This is a genomic window from Arthrobacter sp. alpha11c (assembly GCF_054149985.1).
In genome coordinates, this window is the sequence record NZ_CP196747.1 from 1405702 (window position 1) to 1428595 (window position 22894).

Here is a 22894-nt window from a genome sequence, read left to right on the forward strand (position 1 = left end):
AGGTCTTCGCCCCCATCTTGGACGGATGACGTACGCTCCAGGGTCAAAGTTTGGCCCGGAGGATCAACTGCTTCGCATTTCGATGCTTGAGCTGGTGCGATCCACTGGAGTGGCTCTTCAAGGGCTTTGCTGCAGCCGACACCCATCTGTGCGCCGCGGCCGCTCAATGCACTGCATTCCCAACGGGAAATTTCAGCCCCTATTGACGCGTGTCACCCACGCGTGATTAGATCGGTGACGCGCGTCACCCACGATGTCGCGACTAACCGCGAGAGCGCCTGACTTCACGAATAGTTCACGATCGATCCCCGCAGAGGAGAACGTTCCACGATGACCGAATACCCTGTTCCAACCACCATCAGCCTCGAGGCACAGAATGTATTGGCCATGGCCGCCGGAAGGCCGCCGCAGCCTGATCCCGCCCCTGAGGATGTCGAGGTCTGGCGTGCCCTGGCGGCGGCCGCCGAATCCTCAGACCCTGTCTTCGTCGAAACCATGGCGCGAGCGACAACTGGCGCCGTGACATCAGACGTTGCAGTAGCAGTAGAAGCCGGCGAGGTTCATGGGGCGAAATTCTTTATGGCTGAGCCGTCGGACATCGCAGCTGACGACGAGCGGGTCCTTCTGTACATCCACGGCGGAGGTTTCCTTTGGGGCGGCGGGCCCACTGCGCGCCGCTCCACCGAGCTCATCGCCGGCAACATCGGCGTGCGCACCTGGGGAATGGACTACCGGCAACTCCCGGACAACCCGTTCCCGGCTGGCCTGGATGACTGCATGACGGTATACCGCGAACTGCTGAAGAGCCATAGGCCGGAGACGATCGCCATCGCCGGGCAATCCGGAGGCGGCAATCTCTCAGCAGCCCTTCTCCTTAGGGCCCGAGACGAGGGTCTGCCAATGCCAGCCGCCGCCTGCCTCATTTCTCCTTGTGTCGATTTCACGCTTGCCGGCGACACGTACACCACCCTCGGGTTTGGCCTCAGCGAATGGCACCCGAAGAACATGCTCGAGCTATACCGCGGTGATCAGTCACTCGAGCACCCCTACATCTCACCTCTGTTCGGCACATATACCGCAGACTTCCCGCCTGTCATGCTGACCTCCGGGACGCGCGACTTCCTCCTCTCGGATACCGTGCGGTTGCACCGCAAACTCCTTCAGGCCGGCGTCCGCGCCGAACTTCATGTCTGGGAAGGTGCCCCGCACGGCATGTTCATGGGAGAGGCTCCGGAGGATCGAGAACAGATCGAGCAGGCGCGCCGATTCCTTGAAGCCTCCTGGGCAGCAGCATGAGCTTCATGAGAGACGACGACGCTCAACCGCGGGAATCAACCATCCGTTGACGTGCACCAGCGCGTGGTTAAGCCGTGACGAGTCACTGACAATCGCTATTGATTTTTCTAGGAGTGCTAATGGCCAGGAAACCATTCAACGAAGGATGGGCCGTCCGGACGAGGGTCAGTGCTTTCGCTGAACTGGGCGGAGCAAGTGAACAGTGGGTTGATGTAATGCTTCCGCATGATGCGCTGATCTCGAAGACCAGAAGCGGTGATGCTCCTGCCGGCGCGGCTGGCGGATATTTTCCCAGTGGTGCTTTCGAATACCGCAGGATGCTCGATGTTGATGAGGCAGATCGCGGCAAGGTGTTCGCTCTCGAGTTCGACGGCGTTTACCGGGACGCGATGGTGTACGTCAACGGTGCCCTGGCCGGCCAAGACGCTTATGGCTACTCGCGCTTTACCGTGCGCATTGACCCGTTCCTTCGGTTCGGTGCCGCGAACGAGGTCCGGGTGGTCTGCCGGGCGCATAAGGACAGTCGCTGGTACACCGGTGCCGGGATCTACCGGGACGTGCACCTGATTGTTAAGGAGCCTATCCACATCGGGGTAGATGGTGTCCGTGTCACCACTGCTGACATCGACAGCAATCGCGCGATGGTGGAGGTGACTGCAAGGATCACCAACACCACCGCCGTGACCACCACGGTCAACTTAGCAGCGTCGGTCAATGAAGAAGGCATCGCCGAGGTCGCCAGCGACGAGTCCCCTGTCACACTGCTTCCAGGCACCTCGGCTGTGGTGCGCCATCGGCTGATGGTCGAGAATCCTGCCTTGTGGGGATTCGATTCGCCGTCCTTGTACACGTGCGTCCTGCTGCTGCGAGACGCAGGCGCGGTCATCGACAGGGAATCCGTCACGTTCGGGATCCGTCGGATCCAGGTCGACGCCAAGAGAGGGTTGAGGCTCAATGGTGAGACGGTGAAACTGCGCGGTGCCTGCGTTCATCACGACAATGGACCTTTGGGTGCGGCGACTATTGCCGCGGCCGAGGAGCGCCGGGTCCGGGTCCTGAAGGAAGCCGGTTTCAACGCCATCAGGAGTTCGCACAACCCCGCGAGCTCGGCACTCCTGGATGCCTGTGACCGGCTCGGGATGCTCGTCATCGATGAAGCGTTCGACGTTTGGACCTCGGGTAAATCCGATTACGACTACGCCACTGATTTCGCGCAGTGGTGGGAACGTGATCTTGAGGCCCTTGTGGCCAAGGACATCAATCACCCCAGTGTGATCATGTACTCCATCGGCAATGAGATTCCGGAAACCGGAACTGCTGATGGCGGGGTGTGGAGCCGCCGGCTTGCCGAAAAACTGCGGTCGCTGGACGGGACCCGGCCCATCACCAACGGTATCAACGGTTTTGTATCGAGTCTGGACATTGTCCTGGCCGGCATGAAACAGCACCAGGGCGCAGCTGGCGACACCGGAGCGGGCGTGAACGGGATGATGACCCAGGTCGGAGACATGATGAACCATATCTCGGCCTCCGAAATGGTCAGCGAACGGACCGCCGAATCCTTTTCGGTGCTTGACGTGGCAGGAATGAACTACGGTGACGGACGCTACCTGCTGGATAAGACGCTCTTTCCGAACCGCGTCATTGCCGGCACTGAGACTTTTCCGGGGCAGATCGCCAAAAACTGGGACCTCGTCAAAGCCAACGATCATGTTATTGGCGACTTCGCCTGGACCGGGTGGGACTACCTGGGAGAAGCCGGCTTGGGCTCGGTGGGATACGCCGACGGCGGCCATGGTGCAGCAGCAAGCGTGGCACGTCCCTACCCGTGGCTTACCGCGTGGACAGGCGACATCGACATCACAGGTGAGCGCCGCCCCGCCTCCTACTACCGGGAGATTGTCTTCGGGCTCCGGTCAACGCCATACATCGCGGTCCAGCGCCCGCAGTTTCATGGGCGCACACCGCTCATGACGCCTTGGTCCTGGAGTGATGCGATCAGCAGCTGGACCTGGGAGGGATTCGAGGGACAGCCGATCCAGGTGGAGGTGTACTCGGACGCCGACGACGTCGAACTGCTCCTCAACGGGGTGCCTGTCGGACGATCCAAGGTAGGAGAAAACCTGGCCTTCCGTACCGATTTCGACATCATCTACACCCCCGGTGACTTGACCGCTGTCGCGTATAAGGACGGCCAGGAGCATTCCCGTGTGCAGCTATCCACGGCACGCGACCGATTGCACCTTGACGTGAGCTCCGACGTCGACCTACTCACAGCCGGCACCGGGGACCTCGCCTTCCTGCGAATAGCACTCACGGACGGAAGCGGCGTTCTTCACAACGGCCGGGACCGCGAGGTCGCCGTAACGGTGGACGGACCCGCGGTCCTCCAAGGCCTCGGAAGCGCCAATCCCGCTACAGACGAGCCCTTCACAGCAGGCTCACATACAACCTTTGACGGCCGGGCCCTGGCCATCATCCGCCCAACCGGGCAAGGCCCTGTCACCGTCACCGTGACAGCCTCCGGATGCCAACCGGCCACCGTCACCATCGGTGCCAACGCAACCGAAGCAACGGGAGAACGTCAGCTCGTCTCCTAGCACAAGCACCACCGCTCCAACTGTGTTTACTTCACCTCAATCCCCCAACACCCGTACATCAAGACGACGGAGTCCTGCCGTGAAAAACAACAACAACCTTCCTCCGGCCACCGCCACCATCGGGGGCACACCAGCCGAGGTGGCGGAGGAGCAAATACTTCTTGCTCCTCCTGTCACCGGGCAGGTGGACCTGCCCAAGGTCAGCGCCAAGTACATTTGGCTCCTGCTGCTGGGCATGTTCGGAACCTACATCGCCCTCGTGACACCCATTGCCCTGTCCCTGGCCATCAAGATCAAAGCAATTGCACCGGATCACGAGGAGTACCTGGGGTTCGTCATCGGCGCCGCCGCCGTAGTCTCGCTGGTCTCCGGTCCCATCATCGGGGTGCTCAGTGACCGCACCCGAAGCCGCTTCGGGCGCCGCCGCCCCTGGCTCGTAGCCGGCTCCCTTCTCGGAACCCTGGGCCTGCTCATTATCGCCCTCGCACCGGACGTGCCCATGGTTACCGTGGGGTGGGTTGTCACGACGCTGGGCTGGAACACCGTCATTGGAAACTTGACCAACTCCCAGGCAGATCGCCTGCCGGAGTCCCAGCGCGGAAAAGTCGGCGGCCTGGTCGGCTTCGTCACCATGGCAGCACCGGTGACAGGCGCCATCCTCGCCGGCAGCCTCGCCAAAGACGCCTTGCTGCTCTTTATGATCCCCGCGGTGCTCGGCCTGGTCCTTACCGTTCTGTTCACATTCGTCATCCGTGAGGACGACAGCCGCACCCGCAACTTCGAGGACAGGCTGAACCTTCGCCTGGTCCTGTCCAAATTCGTGTACAACCCCCGCACGCACCCCGACTTTTCGTGGAACTGGCTCGGACGATTCCTTTTCTACTTCGGCCTCACCATGAGCTCAACCTTCACTGCGTTCTACTTCGCACAGCGGCTCGGGGTTCAGATCACCGAAATAGGCACCCTCGTGGCAATCGGCGGGATGCTCGGTATCGTCACGGTGATCATCGGCTCCATCGGAGGCGGCTTCCTTTCCGACAAGCTGCGCAAGCGCAAGCCCTTCGTGCTCAGCGCCGGTTTCATGTTCTCCGCCGGCGCAGTAGTCATGGCTTTCGGTGACAACCTGCCCATGCTTCTCATCGGTTCAGCCATCTCAAACCTGGGCCTTGGCATCTTTTCCGCCGTTGACCAGGCTCTGGTCCTGGACGTACTGCCCGAGCGGGACACCGACGCCGGACGGTTCATAGGCATCAATGGACTCGCTAACTCCCTGGCACAGTCAGCCGCCCCGCTGATCGCACCGCTTTTCCTGGGCATTGGTGTAGCCGCTGGAGGAGACAAAAACTACTCCCTGCTTTACCTGCTGGCCGGAGCCTTCACGATCCTCGGCGGCGTCGTCGTCCTGAAGGTCAAAGCCGTCCGCTGATCCCGCGGTCCGACACGGAATGCAGCAGACAAGCGTGCAACCGGGCCACCCCTACTACAGAGGAATTCCATGCAGAACATCGACGTCAGCCAGCTGACGCTGCAGCAAAAAGCGTCCCTGTTGATCGGAGATACCTTTTGGTCAACCACTGCCATCAAGGACCATCACATTGGTGCCGTGACCATGGCGGACGGACCCCACGGCGTCCGCATGCAGAAGCATGGGACTGACCACCTCGGGCTATACCGCAGTCAGCCCGCAACGTGTTTTCCGCCTGCGGTAGGAATCGGATGCAGCTGGAGCGAGGACGTCGCCGCACGCGTCGGCGCCGCCTTGGCCAAAGAATCACAGGCCCATGGCGTGGACATCCTCCTCGGCCCGGGCGTGAATATCAAACGCTCACCTCTGGGAGGCAGGAACTTCGAGTACTACTCCGAGGACCCGCTGTTGTCCGGCGTACTTGGGAGCGCCTACGTCAAGGCTTTGCAGGAGCACGGTGTGGGAGCATCCGTGAAGCATTTGGCGGCCAATGACCAGGAGACCGAGCGCATGGTCATCAGCTCCGACGTCGACGAACGCACACTCCGCGAAGTGCACCTGTCAGCCTTCGAACGAGTCGTCACCGAAGCGCAACCGGCGACGGTCATGTGCTCATACAACAAGATCAACGGCGTCCACGCCTCAGAAAACCGCTGGCTTCTCACTGATGTACTGCGCGGCGAATGGGGATTCAACGGCGTTGTGGTGTCCGACTGGGGCGCGGTCCGCACACGGCCGGCAGCACTGAACGCCGGCTTGGATCTGGCAATGCCCGGACCAGGGCAGTACGCCACCGAAGCGCTCATCAAGGCCGTCCAAAACGGGAGCGTGAACGAGTCGGCGATCGATCTGGCAGTGGAACGGGTTCTGGACCTTGCCGCCTACAGCGAACCCCGCATCACCGGGACCGCCCCAACTGAGTTCGATTCCGCAGCGCACCATGAACTGGCACGTGAGCTCGCCACCGAGTGCGCTGTCCTGCTCAAAAACCAGGACGGCGTACTGCCCCTGAAACCAGGAACATCCCTTCTGGTTGTCGGAGAATTCGCCACCAACCCCAGGTACCAGGGCGGGGGCAGCTCACACGTCAACGCCACACTCATCGACATACCCCTGGAGGAACTCAAGGCGGGGGCCGCTGTCTCTGATGGCAGCGTCCACTACTCGCAGGGCTTCTCTCTCCAACCCGGCGAGAACGATGCTGAACTCCGTGCCCACGCCGTGGAGGCGGCCCGCACCGTGGACGTCGCTGTCATATTCGCGGGCAACCCCGAAGAGGAGGAATCCGAAGGGTTCGACCGGACGAGGCTGGAACTCGCCGCTGTGCAGGTCGAGCTCATCCGGGCGGTCGCGGCCGCCGCCCCCCGTACCGTCGTTGTCCTGGCGAACGGGGGTGTTGTCTCCCTTGAAGAATGGCATGACCAGGTGGACGGCATCCTGGAAGGTTTCCTCCTCGGCCAGGGCGGCGGTAGAGCGATCGCTGACCTGCTGTTCGGTGTGACGAGTCCCTCCGGACGCTTGGCCGAATCCATTCCTTTCCGGCTGCAGGACACGCCCACTTACCTGTCCTTCCCCGGCGAGCAGGGCCACGTCCGTTACACCGAAGGCGTCATGGTCGGCTACCGCTACTACGAAACGGTGCAGCGGCCCGTCCGGTACCCTTTCGGGCACGGGCTAAGTTACTCCACCTTCGAAACAACGGACCTCCGGGCCGAAGCGCGCGGCCATGACGAAATCGCTGTTACGGCGAATATCACCAACACCGGAAAGATCCCGGCAAAACACGTCATACAGATCTACCTTTCAACCGACGCCGGGCCGGTCCTGCGCCCGGAACGGATCCTCGCCGCCTTCACCAAAGTCCTCCTTCAACCGGGCGAAACCCGGGAGGTCCATTTCCTCCTGGACCGCAGGAACCTTCGGTACTGGGACGTTATCCTTGACCGCTGGGTTGTCGCCCCGGGCTGCTACACCGTGCAAGTATCCGACAATGCCTCACACGTCCTGCTGGAGCAGGACGTGGCACTTGACGGTGACGAACTGCCACGCCTCCTGTCGCTGCAATCCGACGTTGCGGAGTGGCTCGCACACCCCACGGCGGGGCCGGCACTGGCGAACGAACTCAACCCCATCATGGCGGCATCCGGCCAACAGCTGGACGACGACAGCGACGGCACCCGCATGGTGCTCTCCATGCCCATGAACCAGATCCTGAGCATCCTCGGCGGTGCCATTGACGGCGATTGGCTTGTCTCCCTGCTTGAGCAGCCCGCTGAGGCTACTTCCTCCCCCGCCTAGCCCACCGGCCTGAAACCCACGGAAAACACACCCATGACTGAGATTCCCACCCCGCACATGACACCACGCCCCATCGAAAGGACACCAATGACAACGTTTGGCCCGGATTTCCTCTGGGGTGCTTCGACGGCGCCGCACCAGATCGAGGGAAACAACATCAACAGTGACTGGTGGGCCCGGGAAGGGCTCTTCCCTGGTATGGAGCTCAGCGGTGACGCGAACGACAGCTATCACCGTTACCGGGAGGACATGACCCTCCTCGCCGAGGCTGGCTTGAACTCCTACCGGTTCGGAATCGAGTGGGCGCGCATCGAACCCCGGCCCGGAGTGTTCTCCCCTGCACTGCTGGCTCATTACCGTCACATGATTGACACCGCCCTGGAGCTGGGCATCAAACCGGTCATCACCCTCCACCACTTCAGCTCCCCGCGATGGTTCGCAGACGAAGGCGGATGGAGTGCCCCCGCTGCACCCGAACGCTTCTCACGCTACGTGGAGGCCGCTTCGTCCATTCTGGGCGACGTCGGACACGTCATCACCATCAACGAACCCAACATGCTCGCCATGATGCTCAATCTGGAAGCAGCAGCCAGCCGTGGTGAACTGGACTCGTGGCAGAGCCCCACTGTCGAAAACCAGGGTGAGACCGAATATAAGCAGCCTCCGCTGCCGGTTCCGGTGCCAGACGACGGGAAGTACGTCGTCGAAGCCCACCATCTGGCGCGCGAGGCACTGCGCCAGCGCACGGACGCCCAAGTTGGCTGGAGCGTGGCAAACCAGTCCTTCACTGCAGCACCGGGAGGAGAAGAACGCCTCCTGCAGATCCGGTGGAACTTTGAAGACCTTTACCTTGAGGCCGCGAAGGGTGATGACTTCGTCGGTGTTCAGTCCTACACCTCCCAGCAGGTAGACGCCAATGGTCTGGTGCCGCATCCGGCCCATCCGGACAACACCATGATCGGTACCGCATACCGGCCGGACGCGCTTGCTATGGCGGTAAGGCACGCCGCCCAAGTGGCAAACGTGCCCATCCTTGTCACCGAGAACGGTATCGCCACCCCGGATGACACACGGCGCATCGCCTATACCCGCGAGGCCCTGCAGCACCTGGCCGCGGCCATGGAAGATGGTGTCGACGTCCGCGGTTACCTGCACTGGTCACTGTTGGATAACTACGAATGGGGCCATTGGGAACCGAAATTCGGCCTCGTCGCCGTAGACCGGACCACCTTTGAACGTAAACCCAAAGAAAGCCTCGGATGGCTCGGAAACATCGCCCGCTCCGGCGGCGCGAGGCTCAGCGGGTCCTGACAGGCCCGGGGGAACGCCGCCATGGGCAGCCCGCCCTGAAGCCGAAGCTATGATAATTAGACCTCGAACAACGGAAGGCGGGCGGTCGTGATACCCACCAGCCAGGATGTCGCCAACCGTGCCGGGGTGGCTCGTTCCACGGTCAGCATGATCCTTAACGGGAAAAAGGCCTTTTCGCAGGAGACGCGGGACCGTGTTGCCAAAGCTGTGGCTGAGCTAGGCTACGAGCCATCGTCAGCAGGACGTACGCTGGCCCGCGGCGCCAGCGATATCGTGATCGCGCTGATTCCTGACACAACCTTCGGACGCAACCTTCAAGACATCTACGGTCTGCTCACGGATGAACTCGCTGCACGAGGCCTGACACTTGTCCTGCGTCTATCGAGCCGTACTGACGCTGATTTCGACAGGCTCATCGTCGGGCTGAAGCCACGTGCAGTCCTGACGCTGGCTGCCCTTTCCGAGGGACAGCGCGCGCTGCTTGAACGCCGGGGCGTCAAGCTGCTGGAGACCGACGAATCCGGCAGTCACGGCATCAACGCGCAAATCGGAAGACTGCAGGCGCGATACCTCATCGAACGCGGCTATCAACAGCTTGCGTACGCGCACCTGCGGGACGCGCGCAGCGACCCGTTCGGCGGCCCCCGCGAACGCACCTTCAGGGAAGAGTGTCTTAGGCAGGGCCTTGACGAACCCCACGTTCTGCATCTTGATATCACACCCGTGGACGCCCGAAAGGCGCTGGAAGAATTGGGACACCGAGGATTTGCCGTGGCCTGCTACAACGACGACGTCGCCACCGCACTTTTGCACGCTGCCCACGAGAAAAGCTGGAACATCCCCGAAGACATCGCTCTGATCGGAATGGACAACACCCCATTGTCGCAGCTGACCATCCCCCCGCTGACCACGATGGGATACGACCCCACTCAGGTCAGTCAGCTCTCGATGCAGTCGCTGCTTAACCGTTTGGATGAGCAGCAGTCGGACCAACCCCTTCCCGAGCTTCACATCGACATCATCGAGCGGTCGACCGCCTAGGCCACCAGCCCAGGATCACTACCCGCGGGCGGATGAGCCCTGCCCGGTATGCACACCCCTCCGCCCGTGAAAAAAGATCACCCCCGCCCAGGCCTGCGGAGTGTCTAAACAAAAACATCAACGGATAGTGAGGAAGATCATGGACATTAACCGTCAGCAAACAGAAACGCCGGGCATGCTGGAAGTACATGCCAAACATGCTTCCGAAGTAGACGAGGCCCTTACGAAAGCAATCGGCGTCGTCAAGATCGCCGCAATGGAACACAAAACAGGGATTCTTATATCGCGCATCGACGCTGGCATATACATGGTGCGGGCACATCCGGCCGTCCCGTTCGGGCTGGTCCGCCAACAGCACTAACCTCTGGATGGACGGCAGAGTGGTGCAGCGGATGATTGATGTAGAGGACACAGTGCAGTCACCTGACGGAGGTTGAGGGAACGTCCGTTGTCGGCGTTTGAGTGGGACGCAGCCGACTCCGTCTTCGTTAGACCCCTGCGCAGGGGTCGTTCGTTCGCTCTTCAGCAGCTAGCAGTCCTGCCAGAGTCAGGAAGACGCTGGAGGTCCACGTGTATGCTCGATCGCGCAGACCGGCGCCGGTGACCGCGTCAAAGTTTTCGGCCATTCCCGAGGCAGAGGCCATTGCGCACAAACTTTCGGCGAGATCCAGGGCCAGTTGTTCTTCCCCGCCATCGATGAGACCGTCAATGATCAAAGCGGTACACGGCGCCCAGATCGGACCTCGCCAGTAGCCATCGGCGATATAGGCCGGGCTATCCGTGGCTTCGGTTGCCAGACCATATTCCGTCCGGAACCGCCCCAGGTCACTGACAAGTGTGTTGAAGACCTCTGATGGTAAACGGGATCCGAGCACTACCGGTAGGAGGTGAAGGAGCGATGCGGACTCGATGACTGTTGAGTCGAGCTTGCGGGCGATGAATCGGCTACCGTCCCACATTTCCTTGAGCAGCGAATTGAGGAGAGAGGATGAAACGGTTGCCCATTTCTTGGCTTCGTCCGGACGCGACAGTCGCGAGGCAATCTCACTGAGCGCTTCTGTCTGCAGGACCAGGAAGGCCGCGAGATCAGGAGACTCTACAGGCACCGTTGTGGCGAAGATCGTGCTGTTGTCCCACCCGGAGTCATTCCCGTGGAAGTAGTGCGGCAGAATGCGTCCGGAGGCGACTCGTTCCGTCAGCCACCATTGCGTCCACCGTTGGAGAGGATCATAGGCACGAAGCAGCCACTCGTCGTTGACCGCGCCCGCCCTAAATAGCGCCATCAGAGCCCATCCGTGAATTGGAGGCTTGGTGAAGGTGTAATCGATGACCTTGTCGTTGACGGAGTCCGGCAGCCGACCGCTTGTCGCTTGGGCGTCAAACGGCACGAAGAACTGGTCTTCAGCGAGCTCGGGAAGCTGTGCTAATGCGATTGCGTTGAAGCAGTTGTCCCAGCTCCAAACGTTGGTCATCGTTCCCTTCGACATGTACATCGCCGGCCGTTGCACTGCTCCGGAGGGCTCTACTATCGAGGACCACATGATGTAGCTGGCGAGCTGTTTCGCCGCCTGATGCTCGGGTTTTACCTCGGGCATAGCGGCGGCGAATACATCGAATGACGGTGGCGACCAGGGTTTCCGAGCGGTCGGCGTCGCATCATTCGTCTCCTCAATGAGCACGACGCTGCCGGGCGCGAACTGGAGTGTAGCCATGGTGTGACGTTCTCCAGCCCACGTCGATTCCTCTATGCCTCTGCCCCTGAGAACGCGGATGGCAATCGTTACCTGTGAGGAGAATCTGAGGTAGCGCCATTCATCTTCGGCCACACGGACCAGCGTGTCGTAGTTGCTTGCCGCCTCCATGATGAGCTCGAAGCCAACGCCTGCGCCGGAAACACTGAGAACGCGGTGTGTGTTGAAGTCGACGCTGACGTGACCTGCCGCTGCGGGAAGCACAAGGTGGTCGATATCGAACGCTGCTTTGCCGTGAAGTCCGTCGCGAGGCGCGATGCGCAGAAGTGCACGCGTTGCCGCCCTGCCCCGGACCGTCCGCAGCTCCACCCATTTCCCGGCGTCTTCAGTGTTCACGGCTGATGTCACGGCGAAGTACGAGCCAGCCGTGGCGAACGGGAGGTGTTCGAGGTCAAAGGGATTCACAGAGTACTCAATTGCAAGGTCGGTTGAGGGGGTGGAAGAGCACTGACTGGACATGGGTCAGACTCCGATGGTCCCGAAAATCGCTGACCCGGACTGAGTCGCGCGGATGACAGCACGGCCGTCCGGGTTTAAGGAAACCTCAACGCCGTCGCCGCTCCAATAGCCTGAATCCACCGGAACTGCCGTCACGTGTTGGATCGATTGCCCGCGGGCAGGGAACAACGACACGATGCCACGACCAGTTTGCGGGAGAATCTTCTCCCGTATCTCTGCGGCTCCCGCACCCAGCCCGATGGTAACCATGCTGGCCCGGGCCGAGTCCATGGCGACTGCCCGGTACCGGTCAAGCGTTGAGCGGATTCCCTCCACGCCGTCCTCAGAGATGGTGAGCAGGTCCCCCCAGATTCCGTGGTGTCCGAGCATGATCGCTGCGAGGCTTTCCTGCTGGTGGCCGTGCGGGTCGTCCGGGAAATAATGGACCAGGGTCAGCACGGACGGGATCCATCGGTCGAAGGCATATGGTTCCCGGCATATCCAACCGCGTGAACGACCCGGGTGGAAGAACATATTGGTGTTCACCCCGTTCAAGTCCGCGGGCAACTCGTAGTCCGAGTAGTACGGTCCGTTGTTGACGAGGAAGTACTTGCCAGCCGAAAGGAAGCTCAAGCCGAAAGATCGGTGATTCTCGGTCACGTCGAAATCGACAATTGAACCGGGCACCGCGGTCATCAACCGCTCTGCGATCTCCGTCATCCTCTCACTCATCATGAAAGCGAAACGGTCCGCTCGTTCGCTCGGGGTGTTGGTGTCGTCTCCGTGATGGTGTTCCGGGCTGTCGCAGCCGTACTGGCTCACCGCATCAAGTTTGAAGTATGTAATGCCGAGTTCGCGATTGATCCGGATGAGGTGACCCACGAATGTCTCGAACCAGTCACTAACTAAACACATGGGGGCGCTGGGCTCGGTCTCCCACACTTCTCGTGGCCGAAGGGGTTCTCCTTGCCACGTCTTCATGTCACGGGGATGCGCGGCCAGAGCGCGGCTCGAGAATGCCGCCAACGTCGGATCGAACCAGATCCCGAGGCGGAGGCCAAGTTCGCCTGCTCGTTGCCTGACATTCAGCAGGGCGCCAGGGAAACGTTCCGGGTTCACCTCCCAGTCTCCGGTTGCGGTGTACCAGCCGGTGTCGATCACGTAAGTATCGATTCCCATCCGAGCTGCCACTTCCATCTCGGCGAGCACGCGCTCCTCAGTCAGACCATCGATGTAGGTCCTGTCGTGCCAGTAGCGCTCACGCTCCTGGAAGTTCCATGTGTTGTAGAAGATCTGCGGTCGACGGGACTCCGCGTTTTCGGACTGGTACTTCAACAGAAACGTACGGAACGCTGCCGCCACGTCGTCCAGATTGCCTTCGACAGCGGCCGCTAGAAGCCAGGGAGTCCGGAATCCCTGGGCCGTGTCCAGCCGCTGACCGTTAAGGTAGGCACCCTTGACTGAGCCAATTCGAACGCCGCGGGCGCCATCGACCCAGAACCCGCAGAACAGATCCCCGCCAGAGGTTCCATGCTCGTAGGCCAGCAGCCAAGAAGCCCCGTCCTCAACGCCTACCAGAATGGGGCCGATCAAAGGCGACAATGCCTTGGCAGCCGCAGAATCGATGGGGACCTCGTTGGGCATGAAAGAGTGGCCAAGCTCGACGAAATCGGAGATCCTCACTTCAGTGATGGCACTGGTGGGACGGAGCAACTCGACGTATGAAATCCCTTCCTTGCCAGCACTTTTGGTGAGCCGCCGAGGCGTCGAACTGCGCAATTCGTAGCGGAAGCGCACCACTGGGCTTTCCGGTGTCACACGCAGCCGCATCGCGAGCTGGAGCCCGGGCTCGCCGTCGACCTCGCCCTCGAATAGGAATTCCTCAGCGCGGCTGGTCAAGATACGGCGTTTGACTTCGCGATTAAATTCGCGAACTGTGCACGTTACAGCTCGTCCATCGATTTCAAAGACCGGCGCAGCGATAATGAGGCGCATCTGAGTGCTGTTGTTGGTCAGCTCCCAGAGCGGGCTGGTTTCGGTGTGAGATGGCCCAGAGGCGATGATCGACCACGACACGACGGAGGCGGATTTAACATTTGAATCGATGGTCACTGTTTGACAGCTCCAGACAGAAGACCGGCAACGAAATAGCGCTGCAGGAAGATGAATACAAGACATACGGGGATGATGGAGAAGGTTGTTGCCGTGATGAGGGTGCCGTAGTCGGTCAGATTGACATCACGGAAGGATGCCAGGGCCACCGGCACCGTGTAAGCAGATTCTGCGCGCAGGATCACCAAGGGCCAGACGAATTCGTTCCAGATCGCCAGGAAGAGGAAAATCGCCAGAGCGGCCATTGCCGGGAGGATCGTTGGGAGCACGATCTGGAACAGGATGCGGAACTCGCCCGCGCCATCGATGCGGCCGGCCTGGATCAATTCGTCAGGTACTGATTCCATGGCCTGCCGCATTAGGAATAGTCCAAACGGGTAGGCCAGTCCCGGGAGGATGAGGCCTTGATATGAGTTGAGCCATCCGAGTGTCACCATCGTCTGGAACAGGGGAACCAGGGTTACCTGGCTCGGGATGGCGAGGGTCGCAATAACCACGCCGAAAAGTAGCGTTCGGCCTCGGAACTGAAACTTCGCGAAGGCGTATCCGCCACAGAGGCAGATCAACGCACCAAGAATCACGAAGATGACCGAGACAGCAGCGGAGTTCGCGATTGCACGCCCGAATCCGAGGTCACCGAACAGGACCTGAATGTTTGTCCACAGCTGATCTCCCGGCAATAGATTTGGAGGGTTGGCGAAGATTTCATCTGAGCTGTGCGTTGAGCCGATGACCAGCCAATAGAAGGGTGCCACCATCAAGATGAACCCTAGGAAGATGACTGCCGTGAGCAGTGCGCTCGAAGCTTTGGTGTGCCGGATGCGCGCGGAAGTACGCATTTTCTCTACTGAAGTGCTCAACTTTTCTTCTCCTGAATGAACCGGAACTGGACCAGGCTGACGATGACAACCATTCCGACAAGGACGAAGCCGATAGCTGAGGCATAGCCGAAATCAAAGAACTTGAAGGCGTTCTGGTAGAGATACATGCCGATCGTCATGGTTGCGTTGTCGGGACCGCCGTTGGTCAGGATGTACGGTTCATCGAACAGCTGAAGTGTGCCGATGGTTGAGGTGACGACCGTCAAGAGGATTGCCGGGCGTAACCCCGGGATGGTTACGTTGAAGAACTGTTTGACTGTATCTGCGCCGTCCATGGAGGCCGCTTCGTAGAGGTCCCCGGAGATGCTCTGCCGCTGGGCAAGATAAATGACAGCGTTGATCCCCGTGTAGTGCCACGTCATCGCGATTCCGAGCGAAATTTTCGCCCAGAACGCGTCCTGAAGCCAAGGGATCGCCGGTAGACCAACCGACTGAAGCGCGACGTTCACGATGCCGTTGTCCGTGGCAAGCATCATGCTGAAGACAACACCATAAGAGACGAGACCCATGACGACCGGAACGAAGTAACCGAGACGGAAGACCGCACGGAACTTCAGGAGGGTCGAATGGAGAGCCACAGCCAGCAGGAGCGCCAAAATGAGCATCACCGGTACTTGGATCACCAAGATGATTAAGGTATTGCCCAGAGCGTTGTAGAACAGGGGGTCGCTAAAAATGCGCTCGTAGTTCGCGAACCCAGCGAAGCCCTGCACTCCCCCACGGTTGGTCGTGAAACTTAGCCACGCAGCATAGCCGACGGGGTAGACCTTGAACGCGGCGAAAAGGATGATCACCGGAGAGAGCAGGACATATGGCACCTTGCCCGGAGTAAGCCAGGGCCGCCTGGAAGGGGGTACTCGTCGTGCCACCGGCGGCGATTCAACTTGTGGCGATTGGACGTGCGTATCGGTCATGACCGTGGTGCTCCCTCGGTGGCGCCTGGCTCCGCCACGCCTACCTGGTGGGGCGGGGCCAGACGCTCTATCGGATTTGGTGAAAAGCGGCTTCAGCCGGTGTTTCAGCTGGCGATCTTTCGGCCAGTTTGAGCGGCGAGGAGCTTGGCAGCCTCGTCGAGCGCGGCCTTCGGGTCTGCTCCGGAGAGCATCACTTTTGTCTGGGCATCTGTGTAGATTCTGATTGCGCGAGCGTAGTCGCTTGTGTAGTTCGACACGGCGAGGTCGGGCTGAGTGATCGAGTCGACGAAGACCTTGCTTGGAGAGTCGCCGACCCAGTAGCCGCTATTGTCAGTGAAGCCTGGAGTCTTATACATCGGTACGAAGCCGGGGGTGAAGGGCTGTGCGGTCTGCATCACCCGCTGACCATCCAGTGTGCCCAGGGCAAAGTGAACAAATTTCCACGCCAGGTCCTTGTTGGCGCTATTGCCTGCGATGGAAAGGTAGGTGGATCCCGCCAGGGCAGCAGTTGAGCCTCCTGCGTCTACCACCGGGCGCAGTGCGGTGGCCATTTTTCCTTTGAGCTGAGGTTGCTTGGCCTCGATGTAACCGGGCCACCATGACGCACTCGGGCTTATCGCCACCGACCCGTCTGCGAACCTAAGCCCATTGCTACTTGTAAAGGATGCAGAGTCCGCGAGGACTCCCTTGTCATTCATCTTCTTGAGCAGTGTCAGCGACTTGACCCCTTCCGGGCCATTCAGCGTGATGTCGCCGTCTTTGTTGAAGTAGAACGCGTTCTGCTGCTGCGTAAGTGTCTGCCAAAAGTCGGCTGCGTTCGTATTCGCTGCAGCCTTGTTGAGTTCGAAGAGACTCGCTCCGGTTTTGGCTTTCAGCGTAACACCGGCGTCGATGAGCTCGTCCCAAGTTTTGATGGATGCCATGTCGATGCCTGCGGCATCCAAGAGGTCCTTGCGGTAAGCAAATCCGGCCGTGTTCACCTCAAACGGGATACCCCATACCTGCCCGTCCTTGCCCAGTCCTCCACCCCAGGCGCTAGGTACGAAATCGCCAGCGAGATCCTTGGCCCCCAGGGGGCCCATGTCCGCGAAGCCGTTCGGGAACTTGTCGGTGTAGCCGGGCAGCTGGTCGATGGCGGTGTTCATGATGTCCGGGAGTCCTTGGCCGCCAGCAGCGAGGCCGGTAGTGATTTTGTCCCAGATGGCAGGGTTTCCTACATCGACAATGTCGACTTTGGTTCCCGGGTTGGCTTTCTCAAAAGCGTCCGCGGCCGGTTTGAGAAGCGCACCCGCCGTCGTCCATGTCCAGACGCTGAGAGTCTTGCCGTCGCCGGATGATGACCCGCCCGAGCTGCAGCCCGCGAGTGCCGTTGCGGCGAGGGCGGCGATGCTGAACACGGCAGCAAGCCGTCTGGTGAAGGGTTTTAGCTTCATTGGTAGTTCCTCTTTCATGTGATGCGGGTCCGGTACAACGTTTGGGCTCGATCAGGTGCGCCATTACAGCTGCTGAACGCGTCGTTCTGAGCCTGCCGCGAATACAGCCAGGCATCGTCGACCGGGATACGGAGTGTGACCGGGCACGGAGAATGACCAGGATAAGGAGGGGATAACCGGGTACGGAGGGTCGACCGGGATAGGGAGGACTTAGGAGAGATCGTACCCACAATTTAATGACGTTACAATTCTTTTTTGAGAAAATTTTTGACGTTACAATAAATCCAGCACCCACCGTGGGTGCGTAGTGGCCACGACACCCCTCGCTGCGTTTTCCCCATCCATACTGCCGCTCGTCGCCGAGCCAGCACCCTGGGGACACCGCGTGAGTCAGGTCGGGCTCAACCGGTTCGCTGATTGAGCCCGGCTTGAGGCTGAATGCTCGCGAACTCGAATCCGAGCCGGGGTTAAATGCGTCTCTATAAGCAGGGTTGGGGCCAATCGCGTTCCACTACGAGCTGGCAGGCAGGGAGGGCAAAATGGCAGCCGACTACAACGAACCGGGGGGCGCCCCGCGTCATACCAACATGAACGATGTAGCCTCACACGCGGGCGTTTCGGTGATGACGGTCTCGAATGTCATCAATCGCCCGGATATCGTCTCCGAGAAGACCAAAGCAAAGGTCCTCGCGTCGATGAGAGAGCTCCGTTACCGGAAAAGCACTGCCGCCACGAGCCTGCGCCTGTCCAAGCCGACTCAGATCGGATACGCGCTTCCCTCCACCCAGCGCAGCGGTGACGGGTATATGGATGACTTCCTATACTCGCTCGCGGCCGCGTGCCAGGCAAAGGGCATGCATCTGACCCTCATCGCCGCAGCAGACCCTGAGGATTGGCTCAGTGCATGCGATGCGCTCTACTTCGGAGGCTCAGCCGCAGGCATCATCATGGGCAGTATCGCCCCCCATGATCCCCGCCCTGCGCAGCTGGTATCGCGTTCCATTCCCTTCGCCGGGTACGGCCAGACCTTGGAAGGAAAATCGGCGCCTTGGAGTTGGGTGGAGATCGACGAAGCACGCGGAATTGAGCTGGCAGTCGAGCACGTCGTTGAACGCGGTCACCGGCAGCTCGCCTTCATCGGCCTCGGGGTCGATGCCGTGTGGAGCGCGGCGCGTCTCGAGGGATACGTCGCGGCGTGCCGGAAGCACGGGCTTCAGCGCTCCGTCGTCGCGGACCGCGTTTCCCTCGCGACCGATGAGATCGCCGCAGGGGAAGAAATAGCCATGCAGCTCCTCCAGTCGGAGTCGCCTCCAGACGCCATCATCTGCGCGTCTGATTACCTTGCAGTTGGAGCGATCTTCGCGGTGCGTGCACACGGTCTCGTTCCAGGCGTTGACGTGGCCGTGACCGGGTTCGATGACACATCCTTGACGTCATTGGGCGCCATCGGCATCACGTCAGTACGTCAGCCTTCGACCCGCATCGCCCAGGAACTCGTGAAGATGATCATCGACCCCCCTGACCAAGCGCTCCATCTGCTCCTCGAACCGGGGCTGACGATTCGATCGAGTACGACAGGCAAAGCCCCCACGGCCAGTTTTCGAACACGTATTGGACCAGCCGACCCACTCCCTGACTGAGTCACCGACCTGTTCCGCATGGGCAGCCATGCGGAAATAGCTATCGCAGCGCTCGAAGCCGGTCAATTTCCGGTCCGGTGCAGGAATGGCAGTCGTCGTCGCCGCCATTGCTCTCCGGCCGTAGGAGGCGGTCGGCTGTGGTTTGGCCAGTTCTCATCGGGGTTCTTCATGTTGCGCGTTCCGCTTGGTGAGGTTCTTGGAAATGTACTGACTGAGTAGTGAGGAATTCTTCAATGCCGTGGGCTCCTCGTTCCCGGCCAAACCCTGACATCCGGAAACCTCCAAATGGGGCATCCGGATGGGTGGCCGCCCCATTCACTGAAACGCTTCCGGTCCTGATCTTTGTGGCCACCAAGCCAGCTTCTTCCGGACTTGGCCCCCACACAGCTCCACTTAGGCCATACGGTGAGTTGTTGGCGATGAAGATCGCTTCCTCGACGTCGGCGTATGGGACGACGGCCAGCACTGGACCGAAGACTTCCTCTTGGGCCAGTTCGTCATTGGCGCCGGTGAGAAAAGCTTGAGCCGGGACGTAATAGCCTTCCGGATCCCCTGAAACAGGGCCGGAGGCCAGAACTTCAGCTCCGGATGCACGGGCTGCGGTGGTGAGGTTGAGGACCTTGTCGCGCTGCGCGGCCGTGGCGACCGGTCCCAGGACAGTGGCCGTATCCTGAGGGCTGCCGACGGCAAAAGCAGACACCTGTGATTTCAGTGCCGAGGAGACCTGTTCCAGCGTCTCGGACGGGACCAGAAGCCGCGTGAGGGCTGCGCACGTTTGCCCGGAGTTCTGGAAACTCTTCTCGAGTGTTTTGCCCACCGCGTGCGGGAGGTCGGTACCGGGGAGAATGAGGCTTGCCGATTTTCCTCCGAGTTCCAGCGAGACCTGCTTGATGAGGCCGCCGGCGACGCTGGCGATCCGCCCACCAGCCCGGGTCGATCCGGTGAAGGACACGAAGTCGATTGCGGCGTGGCTGATCAGTGCCTCACCGGTGGTCGGGCCTTCGCCGAACACGACATTGAAGACCCCCGGGGGTAGTCCCGCATCGGCGGCGACATCTGCCAAAATCGCTGCGTTGCTCGGCGCCACCTCGCTGGGCTTGAGCACGATCGTGCAACCGGCCACGAGGGCCGCTGCGACCTTGGATGCAATCTGGTACAGCGGGTAATTCCACGGGGTGATGCACGCTACCACCCCGACTGGAACTTTGTGGATTTGGGTCGAGTCCAACTGTTCGGGAACCAGGACTCCGGGACCGAGCCGGGCCGCGCTGCGGAAGCTGTGCAGGGCTGGAACCACCTGCATGCGCACACATTTGTGCCGCGGCGTGCCCACTTCAGCGGTAATGCCATCGGCCAATTCCTCCGCACTTGCCTCAAGGCCGTCAGCAATCCGGGCGATGATTGCGGCCCGATCCCCTACTGACGTGGTGCTCCACGATGGAAAGGCCTCAAGAGCGGCCAGGCTGGCAAGGTCGACGTCCGTCTGGCTGGCCGCGGCCACCTCTCCGATGAGCTGTCCATTGGCCGGGTTGTACACACCCAGAACATTCGAGCCAGTAGCCGGCCGCCAGTGGTTGCCGACGAAGATCCCCTTCAACACTGCGGTTTCAGCCATTGTCCTTTTCCCCTACCGTGTATAGAATCATATAGGAAAGTCTATAGGAGAACTTAGGATTGGTAAATATGCAGACCACCGCAAATGAAAACGGAGCCGGCCCCAGGATCCGGGCAGCGATCGATGGGCTTCCCCCCTACAGTGCGGGAAGGAGCGTTCGTGATGCCGCTGGGGAAGGCGCCGTACTGGAGCTCCTCGGGTTGGCCGCCAATGAAGGCCCCTACGGCCCGTTCCCGTCCGCCGCGAAGGCCGCACTGGAGCAGGTAGGAAAGGCCAACCTGTACCCAGAGTCCGGTTTCCGCACCCTGCGCGGAGAATTGGCCCGGATGCTAAACGTCGACGTCGCTGAGGTCGCCGTTGGCGCCGGCGGCATCGGACTGATCCACCACTTGTCCGTTGCCCTCCTCGATGAGGGGACTAACATTGTGGTTTCAACCCCCACCTTCCACGCCTACGCCCTCGACGCACGGAAGCAGGGAGCAACCACGCTGAGCACGCCCGTGCGCGAAGATGGCAGCTACGACCTCGAGGCGATGCTGGGCCTGATCACTGAAGACACCCGCATCGTCTACGTCTGCAACCCCAACAACCCCACCGGCGGCATCGTAGGCCGCGAAGAGCTGCTCCGCTTCATCGATACTGTCCCCGAGTACGTCACCATTGTTGTGGACGAAGCCTACTTCGAATACGCCCAGTCCCCTGAATACACCGACACGATTGCTGAACCCGCATTCAACCGCCGCAACCTCGTCACTCTCCGGACGTTCTCCAAGGCCTACGGTTTGGCCGGGCTGCGCGTGGCCTACCTGGTGGGGTCCCGCGAACTCATCGCCGCTGTCCAGAAGGTGCAAAGCAACTACGAAGTTTCCAACGTCGCCCAGGCTGCAGCCCTGGCGAGCCTGCACGAGGAAGCCGAACTCACCCGCCGCGTCGGGCTGAACAAGGACGGCCGTGACGCCCTCACCACCGGCCTGCGCGAGCTCGAATTTGAGCCCCTGGAGTCACATGGGAACTTCGTCTACGTCAAAGTCGGCGACGCCAAGGCATTCACCAAGGCCCTGGAAGGCGAGGGAATCATTGTTCGCCCCGGTAACGCCATGGGGGATCCCGAGAGTGTCAGGATCACCGTTGGAACACCGGAACAGGTGAAGGCAACCATCGCCGCCATGGGCCGCGTCATCCTCAGCACGGCACAGCACAGCACATAAGAGCGGAGATTTTGCGAGTGGATCCCGTCGCAGCCGGACACGATCGCATAGGATTGGCTATACGACCCTTTTGGGTTGTCGTGAGCTGCCCCTGACCGTCGCGGGAAAGGGCATTGCCAATGCCCGAGTTTTCGTCGTTACCGCTCCGAGGGGGAGACATGACAGTTACAACACCAGCCGCTGCTACCCAGTCCAAGGTTGATTTTGCCCATGAAATCCTTCGCAATCGCATAGTTGGCTCACAGTACGCTGCGGGCCAGCGTCTGATCATTGACAATCTTGTCAAGGACATCGGAGTCAGCCAGGCTCCGATCCGCGAGGCGTTGCGCCGGCTCGAGGCTGAAGGTTTGGTCGAGTACGGGGCGAACTCGGGTCCTTCCATCGTGCAGCTGGACAAGACGCACTGGTTCAACCTGATGGAGATGAAGGCCGTCATGGAGGCCTACGCGACCCGGGCGGCGGCGCCGCTGCTCACCGCCGAAGAGATTGCGGCACTGCGGGAGACCAACGGCCTCCTCATGGGCGCATTGGATGAGTTCGATTTTGAATCTTGGACCAGCCTGAACCGGCGCTTCCACGAGATGATCCATAACCGTTGCCCCAATGCCCTGCTGATCCAGGAACTGCAGCGGCTGTCCCAGTGGACAGACACGGTCAGCAGCCTTGTGTTCGCGCGCGAACGGGGCATCATCATTCAGACCCTTGGGCTTTCTGCGGGCAAGGAAACCATTGGCTTCCACACCCGGATTCTTGATGCCATCGAGAACGGAGAGGCCGACTCCAACCTTGAAGAAATCAGCCGCGAGCACACCCTGGTTCTGGTCCGCCGCGTGCAGGAAAAATTGAGTTCCCGGCCCGCAGCCTAAGCGCCGGACGCACGAGCGCAAATCA

16 protein-coding genes are annotated in these 22894 nt (G+C 60.7%); 10 read left to right on the top strand and 6 right to left on the bottom strand.

The window, feature by feature from the left end:
* The first annotated feature begins 330 nt into the window (after nucleotides 1–330).
* From ACTAQJ_RS06425 to ACTAQJ_RS06455, 7 genes are all read left to right on the top strand, one after another.
* Nucleotides 331–1296, top strand: a complete 966-nt coding sequence (locus ACTAQJ_RS06425; protein ID WP_441437333.1) for an alpha/beta hydrolase — start codon at nucleotides 331–333, stop codon at nucleotides 1294–1296.
* Nucleotides 1297–1415: 119 nt separating this feature from the next.
* Nucleotides 1416–3896, top strand: coding sequence for a glycoside hydrolase family 2 TIM barrel-domain containing protein (locus ACTAQJ_RS06430; RefSeq protein WP_441437334.1), 2481 nt, complete (start codon nucleotides 1416–1418; stop codon nucleotides 3894–3896).
* Nucleotides 3897–3975: 79 nt separating this feature from the next.
* Nucleotides 3976–5322 (top strand): MFS transporter, encoded by a 1347-nt coding sequence (locus ACTAQJ_RS06435; protein ID WP_441437335.1) that lies wholly within the window; start codon nucleotides 3976–3978, stop codon nucleotides 5320–5322.
* A 69-nt stretch (nucleotides 5323–5391) separates the two neighbouring features.
* Complete coding sequence (locus ACTAQJ_RS06440) at nucleotides 5392–7659, top strand: glycoside hydrolase family 3 C-terminal domain-containing protein (RefSeq protein WP_476900898.1); 2268 nt, start codon at nucleotides 5392–5394, stop codon at nucleotides 7657–7659.
* Nucleotides 7660–7692: 33 nt separating this feature from the next.
* Nucleotides 7693–8970, top strand: coding sequence for a glycoside hydrolase family 1 protein (locus ACTAQJ_RS06445; protein WP_442003127.1), 1278 nt, complete (start codon nucleotides 7693–7695; stop codon nucleotides 8968–8970).
* An 87-nt stretch (nucleotides 8971–9057) separates the two neighbouring features.
* A complete protein-coding gene (locus tag ACTAQJ_RS06450; protein ID WP_441437338.1) occupies nucleotides 9058–10011 on the top strand; it encodes a LacI family DNA-binding transcriptional regulator in 954 nt (317 codons plus the stop codon).
* 139 nt (nucleotides 10012–10150) lie between these two features.
* Nucleotides 10151–10372, top strand: a complete 222-nt coding sequence (locus ACTAQJ_RS06455) for a hypothetical protein (RefSeq protein ID WP_441437339.1) — start codon at nucleotides 10151–10153, stop codon at nucleotides 10370–10372.
* A gap of 127 nt (nucleotides 10373–10499) precedes the next feature.
* On the opposite strand, the gene ACTAQJ_RS06460 is transcribed toward ACTAQJ_RS06455, so the two are convergent.
* From ACTAQJ_RS06460 to ACTAQJ_RS06480, 5 genes are all read right to left on the bottom strand, one after another.
* On the bottom strand, nucleotides 10500–12167 hold the full coding sequence (locus ACTAQJ_RS06460; RefSeq protein ID WP_442003126.1) for an amylo-alpha-1,6-glucosidase: 1668 nt from the start codon (nucleotides 12165–12167) through the stop codon (nucleotides 10500–10502).
* Between the two features lie 57 nt (nucleotides 12168–12224).
* On the bottom strand, nucleotides 12225–14312 hold the full coding sequence (locus tag ACTAQJ_RS06465; RefSeq protein ID WP_442003125.1) for an alpha-galactosidase: 2088 nt from the start codon (nucleotides 14310–14312) through the stop codon (nucleotides 12225–12227).
* Nucleotides 14309–15172, bottom strand: coding sequence for a carbohydrate ABC transporter permease (locus ACTAQJ_RS06470; protein ID WP_441437342.1), 864 nt, complete (start codon nucleotides 15170–15172; stop codon nucleotides 14309–14311). Before ACTAQJ_RS06470 ends, ACTAQJ_RS06465 begins: the two co-directional genes overlap by 4 nt.
* On the bottom strand, nucleotides 15169–16107 hold the full coding sequence (locus tag ACTAQJ_RS06475; RefSeq protein WP_441437343.1) for a carbohydrate ABC transporter permease: 939 nt from the start codon (nucleotides 16105–16107) through the stop codon (nucleotides 15169–15171). The genes ACTAQJ_RS06470 and ACTAQJ_RS06475 overlap by 4 nt, the downstream gene beginning before the upstream one ends.
* A 104-nt stretch (nucleotides 16108–16211) precedes the next feature.
* Entirely contained in the window at nucleotides 16212–17540 is a 1329-nt protein-coding gene (locus ACTAQJ_RS06480; RefSeq protein ID WP_441437344.1) for an ABC transporter substrate-binding protein, read from the bottom strand.
* 539 nt (nucleotides 17541–18079) lie between these two features.
* Here ACTAQJ_RS06480 and ACTAQJ_RS06485 point away from each other — a divergent pair.
* Nucleotides 18080–19180 carry a LacI family DNA-binding transcriptional regulator gene (locus ACTAQJ_RS06485; RefSeq protein WP_441437345.1) on the top strand — a complete coding sequence of 367 codons (1101 nt, stop codon included), beginning with the start codon at nucleotides 18080–18082 and terminating at the stop codon, nucleotides 19178–19180.
* Between the two features lie 166 nt (nucleotides 19181–19346).
* On the opposite strand, the gene ACTAQJ_RS06490 is transcribed toward ACTAQJ_RS06485, so the two are convergent.
* Entirely contained in the window at nucleotides 19347–20795 is a 1449-nt protein-coding gene (locus ACTAQJ_RS06490; RefSeq protein WP_441437346.1) for an aldehyde dehydrogenase family protein, read from the bottom strand.
* 68 nt (nucleotides 20796–20863) lie between these two features.
* On the opposite strand from ACTAQJ_RS06490, the gene hisC reads away from it, so the two are divergent.
* On the top strand, nucleotides 20864–22003 hold the full coding sequence (gene hisC / locus ACTAQJ_RS06495) for a histidinol-phosphate transaminase (RefSeq protein ID WP_441437347.1): 1140 nt from the start codon (nucleotides 20864–20866) through the stop codon (nucleotides 22001–22003).
* A 158-nt stretch (nucleotides 22004–22161) separates the two neighbouring features.
* Nucleotides 22162–22869 carry a GntR family transcriptional regulator gene (locus ACTAQJ_RS06500; protein WP_498701478.1) on the top strand — a complete coding sequence of 236 codons (708 nt, stop codon included), beginning with the start codon at nucleotides 22162–22164 and terminating at the stop codon, nucleotides 22867–22869.
* The last annotated feature ends 25 nt before the right edge of the window (nucleotides 22870–22894 follow it).

Coding starts and splice junctions, on each gene's coding strand:
- ACTAQJ_RS06485 (WP_441437345.1), top strand. CDS start 18,080: ATGGCAGCCGACTACAACGAACCGGGGGGCGCCCCGCGTCATACCAAC.
- ACTAQJ_RS06480 (WP_441437344.1), bottom strand. CDS start 17,540: ATGAAGCTAAAACCCTTCACCAGACGGCTTGCTGCCGTGTTCAGCATC.
- ACTAQJ_RS06475 (WP_441437343.1), bottom strand. CDS start 16,107: ATGACCGATACGCACGTCCAATCGCCACAAGTTGAATCGCCGCCGGTG.
- ACTAQJ_RS06455 (WP_441437339.1), top strand. CDS start 10,151: ATGGACATTAACCGTCAGCAAACAGAAACGCCGGGCATGCTGGAAGTA.
- ACTAQJ_RS06430 (WP_441437334.1), top strand. CDS start 1,416: ATGGCCAGGAAACCATTCAACGAAGGATGGGCCGTCCGGACGAGGGTC.
- ACTAQJ_RS06490 (WP_441437346.1), bottom strand. CDS start 20,795: ATGGCTGAAACCGCAGTGTTGAAGGGGATCTTCGTCGGCAACCACTGG.
- ACTAQJ_RS06440 (WP_476900898.1), top strand. CDS start 5,392: ATGCAGAACATCGACGTCAGCCAGCTGACGCTGCAGCAAAAAGCGTCC.
- ACTAQJ_RS06500 (WP_498701478.1), top strand. CDS start 22,162: ATGACAGTTACAACACCAGCCGCTGCTACCCAGTCCAAGGTTGATTTT.
- ACTAQJ_RS06445 (WP_442003127.1), top strand. CDS start 7,693: ATGACTGAGATTCCCACCCCGCACATGACACCACGCCCCATCGAAAGG.
- ACTAQJ_RS06425 (WP_441437333.1), top strand. CDS start 331: ATGACCGAATACCCTGTTCCAACCACCATCAGCCTCGAGGCACAGAAT.
- hisC (WP_441437347.1), top strand. CDS start 20,864: ATGCAGACCACCGCAAATGAAAACGGAGCCGGCCCCAGGATCCGGGCA.